At 40.2% G+C, this 15530-nt stretch carries 16 protein-coding genes, 2 tRNA genes and 1 rRNA gene; 2 read left to right on the top strand and 17 right to left on the bottom strand.

What is annotated here, in order from left to right; all coding sequences use genetic code 11:
• Positions 1-497 precede the first annotated feature (497 nt).
• The 5 genes from BM241_RS10790 to hflX form a co-directional block, all read right to left on the bottom strand.
• The gene (locus BM241_RS10790; protein ID WP_092282767.1) at positions 498-950 is read right to left on the bottom strand and encodes a carboxypeptidase-like regulatory domain-containing protein; all 453 of its coding nucleotides are present in this window, start codon (positions 948-950) and stop codon (positions 498-500) included.
• Between the two features lie 185 nt (positions 951-1135).
• Positions 1136-1495 carry a hypothetical protein gene (locus BM241_RS10785; protein ID WP_025746422.1) on the bottom strand — a complete coding sequence of 120 codons (360 nt, stop codon included), beginning with the start codon at positions 1493-1495 and terminating at the stop codon, positions 1136-1138.
• A gap of 532 nt (positions 1496-2027) precedes the next feature.
• Entirely contained in the window at positions 2028-2339 is a 312-nt protein-coding gene (locus tag BM241_RS12840) for a sensor histidine kinase (RefSeq protein WP_278292806.1), read from the bottom strand.
• A 35-nt stretch (positions 2340-2374) separates the two neighbouring features.
• Positions 2375-3076, bottom strand: a complete 702-nt coding sequence (locus BM241_RS10775; RefSeq protein ID WP_092282766.1) for a hypothetical protein — start codon at positions 3074-3076, stop codon at positions 2375-2377.
• Positions 3077-3122: 46 nt separating this feature from the next.
• Entirely contained in the window at positions 3123-4205 is a 1083-nt protein-coding gene (hflX, locus tag BM241_RS10770) for a GTPase HflX (protein WP_035145866.1), read from the bottom strand.
• Positions 4206-4295: 90 nt separating this feature from the next.
• Between hflX and BM241_RS10765 the strand changes: the two genes are divergently transcribed.
• Positions 4296-4384 (top strand) — tRNA-Leu (locus BM241_RS10765).
• A 158-nt stretch (positions 4385-4542) separates the two neighbouring features.
• On the opposite strand, the gene BM241_RS10760 is transcribed toward BM241_RS10765, so the two are convergent.
• The 11 genes from BM241_RS10760 to BM241_RS10710 all read right to left on the bottom strand — a co-directional run bounded on the left by BM241_RS10760 (position 4543) and on the right by BM241_RS10710 (position 14014).
• The gene (locus BM241_RS10760; protein WP_025746418.1) at positions 4543-4821 is read right to left on the bottom strand and encodes a DUF5362 family protein; all 279 of its coding nucleotides are present in this window, start codon (positions 4819-4821) and stop codon (positions 4543-4545) included.
• A gap of 98 nt (positions 4822-4919) precedes the next feature.
• Entirely contained in the window at positions 4920-5885 is a 966-nt protein-coding gene (locus tag BM241_RS10755; RefSeq protein ID WP_092282765.1) for a L,D-transpeptidase family protein, read from the bottom strand.
• A gap of 126 nt (positions 5886-6011) precedes the next feature.
• On the bottom strand, positions 6012-6560 hold the full coding sequence (locus tag BM241_RS10750; protein WP_025746416.1) for a hydrolase: 549 nt from the start codon (positions 6558-6560) through the stop codon (positions 6012-6014).
• Between the two features lie 104 nt (positions 6561-6664).
• A tRNA-Lys gene (locus tag BM241_RS10745) sits at positions 6665-6740 on the bottom strand.
• A 315-nt stretch (positions 6741-7055) separates the two neighbouring features.
• Complete coding sequence (locus BM241_RS10740; RefSeq protein WP_092282764.1) at positions 7056-8078, bottom strand: uroporphyrinogen decarboxylase family protein; 1023 nt, start codon at positions 8076-8078, stop codon at positions 7056-7058.
• A gap of 109 nt (positions 8079-8187) precedes the next feature.
• Complete coding sequence (locus tag BM241_RS10735; RefSeq protein WP_025746414.1) at positions 8188-8955, bottom strand: sugar phosphate isomerase/epimerase family protein; 768 nt, start codon at positions 8953-8955, stop codon at positions 8188-8190.
• Between the two features lie 246 nt (positions 8956-9201).
• Positions 9202-10362 (bottom strand): Gfo/Idh/MocA family protein, encoded by a 1161-nt coding sequence (locus BM241_RS10730; protein ID WP_092282763.1) that lies wholly within the window; start codon positions 10360-10362, stop codon positions 9202-9204.
• Positions 10363-10365: 3 nt separating this feature from the next.
• Positions 10366-11229, bottom strand: a complete 864-nt coding sequence (locus BM241_RS10725) for a sugar phosphate isomerase/epimerase family protein (protein ID WP_025746412.1) — start codon at positions 11227-11229, stop codon at positions 10366-10368.
• Positions 11230-11265: 36 nt separating this feature from the next.
• On the bottom strand, positions 11266-12039 hold the full coding sequence (locus BM241_RS10720; RefSeq protein ID WP_025746411.1) for a sugar phosphate isomerase/epimerase family protein: 774 nt from the start codon (positions 12037-12039) through the stop codon (positions 11266-11268).
• A gap of 17 nt (positions 12040-12056) precedes the next feature.
• On the bottom strand, positions 12057-13076 hold the full coding sequence (locus tag BM241_RS10715) for a Gfo/Idh/MocA family protein (protein ID WP_092282762.1): 1020 nt from the start codon (positions 13074-13076) through the stop codon (positions 12057-12059).
• Between the two features lie 299 nt (positions 13077-13375).
• On the bottom strand, positions 13376-14014 hold the full coding sequence (locus BM241_RS10710; RefSeq protein WP_025746409.1) for a hypothetical protein: 639 nt from the start codon (positions 14012-14014) through the stop codon (positions 13376-13378).
• Between the two features lie 702 nt (positions 14015-14716).
• Between BM241_RS10710 and BM241_RS10700 the strand changes: the two genes are divergently transcribed.
• Complete coding sequence (locus BM241_RS10700; RefSeq protein WP_025746407.1) at positions 14717-15253, top strand: RNA polymerase sigma factor; 537 nt, start codon at positions 14717-14719, stop codon at positions 15251-15253.
• Positions 15254-15433: 180 nt separating this feature from the next.
• Here the strand turns inward: BM241_RS10700 and rrf are convergent.
• Positions 15434-15530 (bottom strand): 5S ribosomal RNA (gene rrf / locus BM241_RS10695); the annotation flags it as partial.

Raw genomic sequence — 15530 nt, 5'->3', positions numbered from 1 at the left:
TTTTCTGGGTTTTGTACATTAGCCATCACTCTGAGGATATTTTATCACATTTTTAGCAATTCATCTCCATCTTGCAGAAGATGGGGTCTTCTTGCATATTTGTTGATAAAACCCTAAATCGTAAAATCAGCCGCTGTTGTTCACCTCATAAATCCTAATGCTTCTGTCAAAAAAGCCTATTATCAAGGATAACGGAGCAAGCCAGCCGTGCTAGATTCCCCAGAAAAACTCCGCAGGCTTGTCTGACGTATGCGTTCCATCCCCGGGGATACACCCAACCAACCAAAACAACAGCAGAACAACCAAAGTTAATAATATTCACTTCTTTAGTACTCATATTTCTCACCTCAAATAGCTTTATATGGCCGGTATGTTGTTTTGCCATATCAATGGCAAACGTTCACATGGCATCAAGCAGTTTATCGAGTTTAATATTATATACTATAGCTATCACTACCTCAAGGAAAAATACGTCATCTATTGCTTCAATTAATACATTACCTCAACAGCACTGATTCATATATACTTTGACCGGGAAGGACTTTAATATAGTGGGAATGGTATTTTAGATTGCCAAGTTCAGCAGACAGCATATAGTATCTAGGTGGTAAATCTTCTATAACGAAATTACCATTATTATCAGAATAGGTTTCATATACCGGCATCACACTTTCATGTCCAAAAAACAGGCGTATTTTTACATTTGGAGCAGCCTCCTTGCTCTTCTCAATATAGGCAACACCGGTTATCCTGGCAGCAAGATTGATCTTATCACTGCCTATATAAATGTGAATGTTTTGCGTATTCGATTGTGTTGGGTTCACGTCAACTCTCTGCTCTTGATCAAGGTCCTGGCAATTATACTGAATGCTGTCACTTTCTAATATTTTTCTGTCTCTTGTTTTAGCCTTTTCCGCTTTTTCTTCAAGCAATTTTTCCTGCAAATCCATATTTATAACCTCCTGTTATTGTGGAATTATAAATAACAACCGTAAGCAATTATCACTATGATTACATGTCCAAATATTTATATACAGCGGAGAAATTACGCTGACTGTCGATAAGGTTCTGTGGGGCTGGCTGCAGAACAAAAACTTATGTACAGTGGGGAAAATCCCCCACCGTATTTTAAATTTTAACCAAAATATTTTCCTTTTTTATCGGCCTCGACTTTTGCTTCACTTTCCGATTTTGATTCACTCTCAGCTTTGGCTTTATTCTTACTTTTTGCTCCAGCTTCGGCTTCACTTTCGGATTCCACGTCGGCTTCTGTCTCGCTCTCAGCTTTTTGTCCCTGGTACTGTTTTTGTGTCAGGATGTTGTAGTTAATTTGTTTGTTGTATTGCTTCTGGTCGTTGCGCTCTTCCTCTTCCATTTCAACATCCTGTTCTCCCTCAATCTCAGATTTTATTGCGGCTTTCAGTTCCGCTTTCAATTCAGCTTCCAGTTCAGCCTTTAACTGAGCTTTCAATTCATTGAAATCTATATCATGCATGCAGCATTCCTCTTTCATTAATTTTATTATTAATACTACTCTTTTTTATTGGCTACCGGTAAAATTATGGTTTCTATAAATTTTACCGGCAAACCAGAGTAGTATTATTGATTCTAGTATATACTATGAGATATAATGAAAAGAGGTGATAGTTTAATAAAAAATTTTTTAATGCAACAAAATAGCGGTTTGTCACATTTAACAAACCGCTAATCATCAAACATAATACGCAATCGCCATATCAGCGTTTCATTGTTTTATTAGCTTTTGCCTTTGTACTTTAATGGAAGTACCATTAATGCAGACAGAGCAATTAACAAAATATACATAATGATTTTTCTAATCTGCCTTTGCGATGTTTCGTGAGTTTTTGTTCTCATATCTGCACATATCCTCCTACCTCGTATACTGGTACTTGTAAACAACAAATCAATTAGCCTTTAGGCCATTTATTTTACCAGTTATTTACTGGTAATTAACTCGCCACATCTATAATCATGATGTACATTCATGAAAATATAACGACACAACATTAACGCATTAATGGCAAAGTTACAAGTACCTCAGTATATTCCCCTAATATACTGCTAATTTTTACACCATAAGACTCGCCAAATATCAGCTTTATACGCTCATCCACATTTTTTATACCGATACTATTAAACCGTTTTTTCCCGGTGTAGCCCCCTTCCATTAACTTCTTTATCTGTTCCTGGCTCATACCCACGCCATCGTCTTTTACAGATATTGTTAATGTTTCTTCAGAAGATTTTGTCACACGTATTTCTATATTTCCCTTTGTACCTTTAGGCTCAATCCCGTGAAATATTGAATTCTCTACAATGGGTTGTAAGGTAAATTTTACAATCTTGCATTCTTTTAACGAGGAGTCTTCGAAATGATAGCTGATATCAAAAAGTCCGCCATATCTGTACTGCTGTATTTTGCAATATTCATGTCAGTACTCATAGAAATATAAACCCATCCCATAGGTGCCTGCTGGTAACTTGTATAGATGTTTTGAACAATCGGGATTGCCTTTTTCCTGTAACCGGTGAACCCTTCTTCAACTATACCAACCCATTTTATCACCCTCTGTTGCCTCAGCAAATCAAAATATGGGAAAGACGTGCACACCTGTATATCCGACGGATCACCGTACACCAAACCAAACTGTATATAATTACCTTTTATAGAATATATTATTATTTTGTTTATATACCTGTCCACTCCAAGCCCATAGACGTGGTTTTTAAGAGCATTATAGGCAGTAATCCTCTTATACCTCAAATCGTTCGGATATACATCACTGGCAGTTATAAATGCAGAAATGTAACTGTTTATCGAGCTCCAATATGCAATATTCTTAACGGAACTTACGCTGGATTCGATATGGTCCATAGAAATGCGCAGATTGTGGTTGACAGTTTGAATCTTGTTTAGCTTGACAAGAACATTAAAATTTGTCAAACAAATTGCTATAACCAGTGATAAAATAACAACCGTAATGCTGAAAGAGTAAAATAGAATCTTGGACTTCAAAGTCCTTATATATCTAAATATATCTAAACACCACAGCAATTCTCCTCCTCATCTCGCTTACATCAATCAAAGCGCTAGCATCCTGCTAGCGCTTTACTGCCAACTCATTCTCAATAGCCTCCTTTAAGGCGTCCAGTCCAATTCCTTTCTTTGCCGAAACAAAAATAGTCCGCTTGTTATTAGCAACTGGCTGTGTGTCTATAAGGTCGATTTTGTTAAATACATCTAACCGTGGAATATCTATAGCGTTCAGATCGGACAATATTCTCTCCACCACCTGTATCTTTTCATCAACGTCGGACGATGTTATATCAATCACATGGAGCAGCAGATCCGAATACCTAACCTCCTCCAGCGTGGATTTAAAGCCCTCAACCAAGTCGTGCGGGAGGTCCCTGATAAAACCGACGGTATCGACCAGCACCACCTGCATCCCCGAAGGCAGAATAAGCTTGCGTGCAGAGGTGTCAAGAGTAGCAAATAATTTATCCTCCACATAACTCTGGGCTTTGGCAAGAGCATTGAACAGCGTGGACTTACCGGCATTGGTATACCCCACTATGGACACGACGGGTATCCTGTTTTTGGCTCGCCTTTGTCGGTACAAGTTCCTATGCCGTTCAAACTTAGCCAGCTTTTTTTCTATTGACTTTATTCTGTTCTGTATATGCCTCCTATCGGTTTCAAGCTTGGTCTCGCCAGGTCCCCTGGTGCCTATGCCACCTCCTAGCCTGGAAAGCTGGCCTCCCATGCCAGTGAGACGCGGTAACCTGTATTTTAGCTGGGCCAGCTCTACCTGGAGCTTGCTTTCCTTCGTCCTGGCTCTACTGGCAAAGATATCAAGAATAAGACAGGTTCGATCAACTATCTTTATGCCCAAAAAGTCCTCTATATTTTTGATCTGAGAACCGCTCAGCTCATCATTTACTATTACAACATCAACCTCGTTACCCTGAATAAATGACTTCAATTCCTCCAGCTTGCCCTTTCCAATATAGTAAGCGCTATCAGTACCCTTGCGCTTTTGCGTGATAACTCCTACTACCTGTGCACCTGCCGTTTCGGCAAGGTCCTTTAGCTCTTCCATACTTTCCTGATCATGACTAGACTCAATAATCCCTACTAGAACAGCTTTTTCCAGAACTTCGTTTTCTTTTGCTCTCACAATATCATCACCTTTAAGAAATAATGTTCAAAATCACTATTGCATTCTCACAGCTAATATGCTATTATATTTGTTGTCAAAAGTCAATGACATGCCGAAGTGGTGGAACTGGCAGACGCGCCGGACTCAAAATCCGGTGGGGCTTACACCCCGTGTGGGTTCGACTCCCACCTTCGGCACCAGTAATAAAATCGAGGGGTTTAGCGATTAAAGCTAAACCCCTTTGTTTTCATCTGATACCAAATTTGACGCCATTACATTTTTGCTAATTTGCAAATTCTCATAATCCAAATTGTCATAACCTCTTTTACTATGGCTTTTTTCCAGTTGCCTTAATTTTTTAAATATATAAGAAAGATATACCCATAGTCACAGTAGCTATAAGCATGAAAAACAACACAAGGACAGCTACAGCTATTCCTATTAACTGCATAATCCCTTGAATCTTAAAATAAACTGCTAGCTCCCTTACCATGTTGATCATGTTGGAATCGGCACTTTTTTCGAGTGTGAGTGAAATGTTGAGCGCATGTCCCATGGCATTTGTCAACTTTATCCCCAAAATTAGCGTTATTATACCGGGTATAGCTCCCACGATGTAAGCAAATAGACCAGCCAAGGCAGAAAGCGCCCCGCCAATGATGGAAATCCACTATAATAATATTTTATGTCACTACTACTAGCAACTAGGCATATATGAAATATCAAAATTTTAACTCAATGTATAAATACCGTTGTACCGTTGGGTATATTGTCATATATCCATTTTGCATCTTCCACTGATAGCCTTATGCACCCAGATGAGACTCTTTTCCCTAAAGTATCATCCACTATTTTACCATTTTTATCAAATGGAATTGAATGAAACAGATAAGATTCGTAAAACCTTACCCAGTACTTAGCTCCACTTTGTAGATAATCATTATAAAACCACTCTCCTCGATCTTGTATCGTATAAACACCTCTTATCGTCGGACTCCTGTTCTTACCCGTTGCACATATCATTGTCTTTATAAGATTCCACTTGTCATTCTCCTTTTTCAGCACGTTAACTAATTGCCTTTCTATATCTACCCATATCAGGTAATCAGTTTTACTATCCAACCCTTTGTATTCAATAAATTCTTCAATTTGTTCTTCTGTTAACTTTGCCAAATTTGTTTCAGGCTCTTCTGAAAATTCTAATACAGCTGCATCAACCCATCCTTCTAATTCGTCCTTCTTGATCAAGTACCTCTTTTCCAACTTGTCTCTTATTATTTCCACATTATCACCTTTTTTCAATCTCCCTATTATTTCAGAGTTTTTGCTTACCGCTTTATTTACAACAGTGTCCTCCACAACGGTTGCTATCACTATCGAAGGTCTTACTACAATAACATTTTCATTTGCCTCACCTTTACCAAAATAACTTACAGTTTTTGTCTCTAACTTCCTTACTTCTCCTGTAACCCTACTACGCTCGTTCTCATCATTAGACAAATAGTTTAAGTTAGACTTTTCTTCTATCTCCAACCCCCCTATCGCGGCAACAGCATATCCGTTCCCCTCATTGCCATATTTTCTTACATTCATGTTAAAGTCAAGCTCATGTACAGCATTTTCAACACAACTTGACATAAAACATATCGCTATCGCAATAAAAACAACTAATCCAAATGTTCCTTTCATCACTTTCATCATATGTTAAAACTAAACCTCCATGTTACAATTGTAACCTTGTCAACTTCCATTTAGAAGTATACTTAAATGCCTTCTTTTTAAACTGATTCTAAAACTTCTCAAATGTAGGGAAAATTTTTAATTTCTTTATTTTACAAGCTTTGAAAGCTCTTTGAATAACGGAGTGCCTGCTTTTTTCAAAAGGTCAAACAATACCGTCTCTGTATTAGTGATAACGGCTCCCATCTCCGCCATTAGATATAACCCATTTTGATAATTTTCCAGAGTTCTAGAGCACACCGCATCTTTGACCACAAAAACTTGATAACCATCACGAAGCAAATCCCTTACTGTCTGAAAAACACACACATGAGTCTCCATTCCGGACACAATTACCTTTTTTCGTCCCAGTTTAGCAAGCTCTGACATAATCTCCGGGGTATAAGCTGAAAAAGATAATTTTTCAAAAGCTTGAAATGCGCCAAGAGCGTCGCTTATCTCTTTGACGGTTTTCCCCAGGCCCTTAGGATATTGTTCAGTCACAACCACAGGAATTCCTAACTTTTGGGCAACGGATACCAGAATTTTAGCATTGTGTATCACCTGATCACGCTGATCCATCACAGACACCAAGCGCTCTTGGATGTCAATTATCATTAAAACGCTTTGTTCACATTTAAGTTCAAACTTGTCCATTGTTAACACTCCTTTTGGTATGCTATATTTCACCTATGGCATATGTAGCTATTATAAAAGAAAGAATAAAAAAGTACCAAGACCTTTTATGGCCTTGGTACCTCTGGTGAGCCATCAGGGACTCGAACCCCGGACACCCTGATTAAGAGTCAGGTGCTCTACCAACTGAGCTAATGGCCCATCTCCTCATCAGACGTGATTTATTATAATCAACAACCTTTAATAATTCAACATACTTTTTAACTATAAATGATGGTTCTAAAGCATTTAAATGCATATATCTAATAATTACTTTCATTTTCTCTGTATTTCTAACGGATCCTCTATTTTTCATCTTATTACTACGCAAATGCAGGATACTCCAAAAGATAGAGTATCCTGCACTTTCTTCTTATATAACATTGCCTTCTTTATAATTTTTAATGTGACAGGTTTGGCGTTGTCGATGTATCTTCTTCCCGAGAAAGAATTCTTATAGCAAACAACTCAGGCCCGTCATGCCAGATCCCTGTCCGATTGAATTTTATCAAGTGAAATATAATTCTCCCTGCGCCCTCGCTTGACGAACTCGTCACAGGCGCACTCCTGCCATTTGGGATCTAAACCAATAGACGCATTATCAGAATAATAACCCGCAATAAATCCACCCCTGCCTCTCCAAAGCTTATCAAGCAGCTCACGCGCCTCAGCCCTTATTTTTTCTTCATTCCTTGTTTGAAGCGTTCTTTGAATATCCACGGGACACCAGAACGTGATCTTTGCTTTTTCCTGATAGGATGCCAAAGTGTCAATCCCGTGCAGCGTGGGCTGGTCAAACTGCAACAGGTCAACCCCTGCTTCAATGAGACCGGGAATGATTGCACCTATAGCTCCACACGAATGCATAAAAACTTTTATACCGCATTCATGCGCAACTGCGCACAGTTTTTGGAAGCGGGGATAAAACTCCTCATACCAGAGTTTGGGATTTATAAAAAGCTGTGTTTGCGTCCCCCAGTCCTCAGGAAACATGATGCTATCAACGCCCGCCCTGGCATAATTTGTGATCATGTCCACCAGCATCTCATCGATTTTATCATGAAGCCGGTGCATTTTCTCAGTCTCCAGCATCAGCTTAACAAAATAATTTTCTAGTTTAAAGAGCTTTCTAGCTATATTAAAGGTAAATCCGGGCATACTCCCTATTATCCACTTGTCAGGGTGTTCTGCTTTACACTTCTTCACAATCTGATAGTCATCAGGATTTGAAAAATCAGGAAACTCATAAGCCGTGTAATCTTCTATGTCTTCCAGCACACCCTTAATCACTTCTCCTTTTGAAGTTGAATCCAGCCTTGCCCACACATTCCCCCATTCATCTATTCTTTCCCAGCGATTATCTCCCACCTTTTTCCATTCAGTGGCGTGTGTCTTTACCGTATTGCTACACCACACCAGATCAGAATCCCAGAAAGACCTGGCAACCCTTTCAGGCTCCTCGTAATTTAGAGTTCTCAATACTATCTCTTTAGAATTCATCCTTTTCTCACCCTTTATCTTTTTTTGAGCTAAAAAACAAATATTTTTACATCGATATTCAACTATTTTAAAAAGGCTCTATACTCTCTTGAAAACCATACCGTAAAACTTATTTAATCAGTTCCTTCAATAGATTTAAACTAATCGGCGCATCTCTATCAACGTCCTTAGTACTGGCCTCGATACTTATGCGTCCCTCATATCCAATTTCTTTTAGCCTTTGAAAGAAACAATCGTACACATCCTCAGACCTATCCAGAGGATACACCCGTCCACTACTGTTGGCTATATGCAGATGTGCAATCGTAGAACCCGCCTTAACCAATACATCCATGTTTTCATTCTCCCGCCGCATGTGATAAAAATCGGCCAATAGCTTTACATAGGTATGACCAACGTCTGTTACAAACTTTATGCCTTCCTCTACAGAATTGAGAATGTTGGTCTCCGAAGTGTTCAACGGTTCCATAGCAATGGTCAAACCATATTCAGCAGCCACATCGCCTGCTACCCTCGCAATCCTTACAAGCTGATTCCACGCTTCTTCCCCGCTCCAACCATCAGGTACTTTGCGCGCTCCACCGCTTCCAAATACAACCACTTTTGCGCCCAGACGGCTTACCCTTGGAAATGCCTTTTTCAGATAATCCTCAATGCTTTTCTCATCCACTTCAGGCCCTGTCAGCCTCATATTTCCTGGGAATAACACATTGAATGCTTCGCATTTTATCCTGCTGCTATCAACCAGATTCATTACGGCATTAAATTCCTCATCGCTCATCTTTGCAATGCTCACCACCGAAGGCTCTATATAATCAAAGCCTATATCCTCCATCTTTTTTATATTCTCCACGCCTGTACATATACCAATTTTCACCCTTATTCACCTCATATAATAATTTTATAATTTTTAGGCCTTTTAAACCTCTCAGGACCAAAATTACAGACTTTCCTCTCACTTTACTAGCCTTGCAAATCTTCTGGGCCATACACAAGCATAACGTTGGATAGCTTCCATCATATGTTGCGCCTTTGCTTATGACTTGGCCATGATTACGAGTATATACTTTTTAATGGCAGACCCTCCCACTTTGATGTGAGAGGGTCAATCGTGTCTGCCATCTCAATACGTTCCCTCTACGTCTAAGATTTTATCTTCTTTTTTATCCTTTTTGAACTTGGAACTGTCTATCCTTTCTTTGAGCTTTTGATAGAACAGGTCTTCGTCAAAGGGGATCTCTACCCAATCATCCAGCCACGAAGACAGATGCATGGCATTTGATATGGTCAGGCCATATATCCCTTCTACGCCGGGCGCCAAAAGCGGCGTACCTTTCAATATGGCGTTTACCCAGTTGGTGGTAATCCCCCTGTGCGCCGTTTCAACGCCATGCACAGGGATTTCACATTTCCAGCATTCAGGCGAGCCAAATCCACCTTTGTACTCTCTATTAAACTGCCTCTCTGAAACCCGCAGGCGCCAGAAGGTCAATTTGCCTTCCTCGACCACTATCTTTCCTCTATCACCGGCAATCTCAAAGCGGTTGGTACCCGGCGCTTCGCCGGTAGTGGTTATAAACACGCCCGTGGCGCCATTCTCATATTCCATATAAGCCGTGACGTCGTCTTCAACTTCAATATCGTGATATTTGCCGTAGTGGCAAAATGCCCGTACGCGACGCGGCATGCCGCAAATCCATTGCCACAGGTCAAGATTATGGGGACACTGGTTTATGAGTACACCGCCGCCTTCACCGGCCCACGTGGCCCTCCAGCCACCCGAATCATAGTAGCTCTGCGAACGATACCAGTTTGTGATAATCCAATTGATGCGCTTTATCTCACCCAGTTCACCCGATTTTACCAGATCCCTGAGCTTTTGGTAGACGGGATTGGTACGCTGGTTGTACATAATGCCAAAAACCTTGCCGCTCTTCTCGGCCACCTCGTTCATTTCCCTTACCTGCTTTGTATAAACTCCCGCAGGCTTCTCAATGAGCACGTGCAGTCCCCGTTTAAAAGCGCTGATGGCCAAGGGCGGATGATCATAGTGGGGCGTGGCAATGATGACGGCATCCACAGCCTTGGACTCAAACATGGCCTCAGCATTTTCGAATAGCTTAATATGCTCGCCCAGATTGTCTCTGGCCCATTCCAGCCTCTTGGGATTTATATCGCAAACTGCAGTGAGCTCTGCATTGGGAACATCTCCAGCTGCCAGATACTTGGCATGAGCCGAACCCATGTTCCCTATGCCCACTACGCCTATTCTCACCTTATCCACAGGTCATTCCCTCCTCTCAATTTGTGACAATATCTTCTTCAAAGCATTTGCAGCAATGCCAAACTGCTTAGGACCACCTTCCGGCAGGTTAGGATCCACAATCCCCTGCTCCAGTTCGCTAAAGCCTACAAAGTTGCCCAGATGGGGCTCTATGGATAAGAAGCCCTCATACCCCCTTTGATAAAGCTCAGTAAGTATTTCCTTTACCTTGCCGTCTCCATATCCCGCAGGCACCACGCTGTGGTTGCTGTACAGTGCATCCTTGATATGCATATAAGCTATATAACTTTTTAGGAGATTGAAAGCATGGGGGTAAGTTTCCACATCGCATTGGACAAAATTGGCCGGATCAAATGTAAATTTTACGTAATCGCAGTTGAGCGTTGTTAAAAGGTCAAGGCAGCGCTCAGCAGTATCCCCATAAATGCCCTTTTCGTTCTCATGAAGAAGAGTGAGTCCGGTCCCCTCAGCGGCTTTTATAAACTCCTCCCACCTGCGAATAACCTCATCCCTATATTTTGCAGGGTCATCTCCTTTGGGAATATAAAAGCTGAACATCCTGATATAGCTGGTTTCCAGTATCTTTGCGATTTCAATGGTGTGTTTAAACAGCTCAAGGTGGGGTTCAAAATCATCCAGTATTCCTATCTTGCCTATAGGTGAACCTATGGCAGAAATCTTAAATCCCCTGTCATCCAGCCGTTTCTTTATCTCCTTTACCTCTTCCAAAGAATACTGAACGAGGTTTTTGCCGTATACTCCTCTCATTTCTATGTATCTTATATCATGCTGTTCCAGCACATCCATTTGTACTTTCAAATCAGGGTCGATTTCATCTGCAAAAGCAGAAAGTATGAACTTGCTCACCCTTCTCTCCTCCCCACATCAATCGTATTTTCGGATTTAAGGATTAAGGCCCAGTTTCTTCAAATTATTCAGGCTTATTGCCAGGCTCTCAAAAGGATCCCTCTGACAGATGTCCTGTTCCACCAGCGCCCACTCTACACCGATCTCAACGCAGGCATTGATGATGTCTGGCCAGTTGAGATTGCCCTCGCCCACCTCGGTCATCATCTGCTGCCTGTTGCTGTCCACGCCCATGTCCTTGAAATGAACTACCTTCATCCTGCCCTTGACCTTCTTGATCCAGTCAACGGGATTGGCCCCTCCTGCCTGCACCCAGTATGTATCGATTTCAAAGTCAAATACTTCAGGATCGGTTTCATTGAGTAGGATTTCCAAACCCGTTACCCCGTCAAATTTCATAAATTCGAAGTTATGGTTATGATAGATAAATCTCAATCCATTATCCGCTAATACCCGCGCAATGTCCGACGCTTCTTTGGCAAATTTCACATATCCTTCCGCACTTTTAGCGTATTCTTGCGGCATGGCACCAAGACCCACATATTTGCAGTTCCAAAGCTTATGCTGTTCAATGACTCCCTGCAAATCATTCTTCAATCTATCGTATGCAATATGGGTAGCACAAATCGTCAACCCTTCTGCATCCATTATCTCCTTTACCCTATGCGGGTCCACAGGTCCGAACGCTGACACTTGAACGGCATTATATCCTATTTCCTTTATCTTTTTCATGCTGGCCGCGATGTCCTCAAGCGTCTTGGTGAATTGCCTGATGGTATACAGCTGGGCTCCTACTCTGGGCTTACTCATAAAAAATCCCCCCAATTTTAATTAATGTTTATTACATTCCCTGTAGAAGAGGACTTATAAATGCCATCGATTATCTTCAAAGATTCCATACCCTCTTCAACAGAGATGATGTGCCTGGGATCATCGCTTAAAACGGCTCGATAAAACTCGTCTATCAAAACCGCGTGGCTTCTGCCCCAATAAGACTTGTATGCCGTCTCGCTGGCCTTTCCAGTAACTAAAAGCTCACGGCTTTTGCCTTGTTCCATAACCAGCGTACCATCGTAAATCCTCAGAGTGGCCTTCTCACAGTCTATTTCGATTTCCACTGGGGAATTGGTAGTATAGCAGTTGGTGGCATAAAAGATACCCCGTGCTCCGTTTTTGAAAAATAGAACGGCATCAGCAGTGTCCTCTACCTCGATCACATCTCCCAAAAGATAAGTAGAGACATTTCCTTTTACAGCCTTTACTCCCCCACCCAACCACTGCATGAGATCAAGGGTATGAATAGCCTGGTTTATAAGCACGCCGCCGCCCTCTGTGGCAAACCTTCCTCGCCACCCGCTTTGAGTGTAGTACTCCTTGGTTCTAAACCAGGTTACAACACCTTTAATTCCCCTAACAGCCCCGATCTTGCCACTGTCGATGATCTCCTTGGCCTTTTGAGACTCTGGATTAAAACGGTTTTGAAAGCATACCCCTATATAGCGTCCATGCTTTTTGCTCTCTTGCGCCATTTCCTGTGCCTGGCTCACAGATATGGCAACCGGCTTCTCAACCAAGACGTGTTTACCAGCTCTTACAGCTTCAATGGCCATAGAGGCGTGCAAGTAATGAGGTGTACATATATGTACCACATCTACTTCATCATCATTAATAGCTTCCAGATAATCAACATACCATCGGCAATCATACTTTGCTGCAGATGCCTGGGCTCGTTGTTTGTCTATATCAACCACGCATACCAAGCGTCCTAGCTCGCTTGCCTCAATTGCATCTGCATGCACCCCGTGTATACTGCCGCAGCCTATGATGGCTGCCCCCAACCTTTTCATGTATATTTCACCTCAAAAAGGGGATAGTCTCCCAAATTTTGGTAACAATGCTCGTTAAATCTTTCTATTAAATTGTAATTTAGGAAACCGTTTACCTTTTGTTTTTATTATAAACAGATTTTAACTTCATGTCAATATAAACACAAAAATAACACAGATACAAAAAATATAAAAATTCGCGTAACATTTACAAATTTTCATGCTTCATTACAAGTTACTGGCCATGCTCGGACGCACAAAATAAAAACCCGGCATTTAGCTGGGTCTATAAGTCTACAATTTGGATTTCACGAAATTATTTATTTTTTAAAACTGCCAATCTGTTTTTTAAAGCTATTCAGGCTTATACCAACATATTTCCTATACTTATCTTCCTTGACAACAGGTACAATTTTATCATCACTGGTAATATAAATATAGCCACATAGATTATCAATTGGAAGGTACTTTCCCTCGTGTACTCCAGAGCCTTTTCTTAAAAAGAATACCATCTTTTCCCCGGGGATTAACTCGGGTTGATAGCCATCAAATTCACAGCTGCGGGTAATTAGTATCTCTTCTCCTTCCAAACTGCCCGCTAACACATCAAGCACCTTTATTTGTGTTGTGATAAATTCAGTCCTATTTGGCTCATTACCCATACTTCGCGATTTCTCCTCGAGCGCACCTTCCGGAGTCGCTTTATTGCCTTCAAAAGTAACGGTGTATTTATCTACACTTTTATTTACTTGTCCAACAATTACCACATCAGAATACTGAACTAGAACTTGTACATCCGGGATCATTCCGCGTTCCATATAGGGCGGATCTCCATACGTTGGGTATTGAGCTAACAGTTTCTCAATATAATTATTTCGAGCCACATATATACCATAAAAAGTACCTGCTACCAGCATTACTGCAATAACCAACAGGCTGACTTTTAGTCTTTTATTCATGTCTAGATGCCCCTTTCTCAATTTAAATTTTTTATTAATATTTAGATGCAATATCATTCTTATCATGAGTTTGCGGGTAACTGAAATTTATTGTATCTATAAGTTTTTGCATTATGGATTTATATATATTTGCGCATAACTTATCAATTTAGTTGAGTTATCGGCTTTAGTAGTACTATTTATCAGAGTACCATTTGTATCATATATATATGTAACAGCTACAGGGTTAAACATACCATATCCTTGGGAATCCCACCAACTCTCAGTAGGTGTACAAAAATCTACTTTATACATAAAAGAAATAACCAAAGCAACTATAAATAGCATTAATGACATTCTTTTTATTGTGGACTTACATAACATTTTGTTAACCCCCTTAACGCCATTTTTCTTTTGAGATTCACAATTCATCATTGATCTAGCCCAATGGAATCCCTTCTTTCTTGTTATTTTTCTTGCTTGAGAAGAATATTTCCCTTTCACAATATATTAGAGAAAATTTTACTCAAGAATGGTGCAATAATTAAAAATTTTTTCATTGTGTTTTATTGCTATTTTTATTAAATATTGCTAAACTATAGATAAAGAAGATCAGAAAGTAATTGCAGCACTTCAGTTATCGAATAGCCCAACTTTGAATCTAACAAAAATTCGTAAGATGAGAAACTAAAATGAAAGGCAAATACAAGGAGTGTATTATCCTTGTCGTCAGATTTTAAAACAAAGAATAAAATAGATACTGACGAATTACAACTTTTCGAAAAATTACTCATCCCAATATATACTGATCTTTATAGATTTATTCTTAGCATTATCCGGGACGAGTACCTTGCAGAAGATATATTACAAGAAACCACTATAATAGCTTATAAAAACTTTCATACATCAAAGGATAAAGCAAAGTTTAAAACCTGGTGTTTTACAATTGCCAAAAGAGAAGCCATGAATATGAGAAAAAAGACTATTCGAGAGATTTTAATGACACCTGCACAATATCAAAACCTTATTAAAACAGCCATATTTGAAGATAGTCCCGATATAATGACACATATAGCTATCGCAGAAGCAATTAAAACATTACCCACAGAATACAGAAGCATCATCAATCTTGTCTACGGGTCAGGTTTATCACTAAAAAATACAGCTCAAATAATGAAGTCCAATTACAATACGGTAAAATCAAAACACCGAAGGGCATTACAAAAAATTCGACAAACTCTCAAAGCAAGCGTAAAGTAATCTCACCTTGAAAAAGGCAAAGAAATTATTTGTCTTTATTTTACCTTGCAACAACCCGGTAAAATGACCATGATAAAATCTCATCCAACGCTTCTTTATCTTCAATATCATAAACATATTATCATAAATATATCATAAGTAAAAAGCCCGGCTTGATTTGCCAGGCTTTTTTAAATTGAACTCCGGCAACGACCTACTCTCCCAGAGGGTCTCCCCTCTAGTACCATCGGCGCTGAAGGGCTTAACTTCTGTGTTCGGAATGGATACAGGTGTTTCC

This window comes from Caldicoprobacter faecalis (assembly GCF_900115765.1).
GTDB lineage: Bacteria > Bacillota > Clostridia > Caldicoprobacterales > Caldicoprobacteraceae > Caldicoprobacter > Caldicoprobacter oshimai.
Note: the sequence above shows the minus strand (reverse complement) of the source record. Positions and strands in the feature narration are given on the sequence as shown.

Excerpts from the sequence above, each read along its gene's own strand:
- BM241_RS10790 (WP_092282767.1), bottom strand. The coding sequence starts at position 950 with ATGGATTTGCAGGAAAAATTGCTTGAAGAAAAAGCGGAAAAGGCTAAA.
- BM241_RS10785 (WP_025746422.1), bottom strand. The coding sequence starts at position 1,495 with ATGCATGATATAGATTTCAATGAATTGAAAGCTCAGTTAAAGGCTGAA.
- BM241_RS10755 (WP_092282765.1), bottom strand. The coding sequence starts at position 5,885 with ATGATGAAAGTGATGAAAGGAACATTTGGATTAGTTGTTTTTATTGCG.
- BM241_RS10750 (WP_025746416.1), bottom strand. The coding sequence starts at position 6,560 with ATGGACAAGTTTGAACTTAAATGTGAACAAAGCGTTTTAATGATAATT.
- BM241_RS10740 (WP_092282764.1), bottom strand. The coding sequence starts at position 8,078 with ATGAATTCTAAAGAGATAGTATTGAGAACTCTAAATTACGAGGAGCCT.
- BM241_RS10720 (WP_025746411.1), bottom strand. The coding sequence starts at position 12,039 with ATGAGTAAGCCCAGAGTAGGAGCCCAGCTGTATACCATCAGGCAATTC.
- BM241_RS10715 (WP_092282762.1), bottom strand. The coding sequence starts at position 13,076 with ATGAAAAGGTTGGGGGCAGCCATCATAGGCTGCGGCAGTATACACGGG.
- BM241_RS10710 (WP_025746409.1), bottom strand. The coding sequence starts at position 14,014 with ATGAATAAAAGACTAAAAGTCAGCCTGTTGGTTATTGCAGTAATGCTG.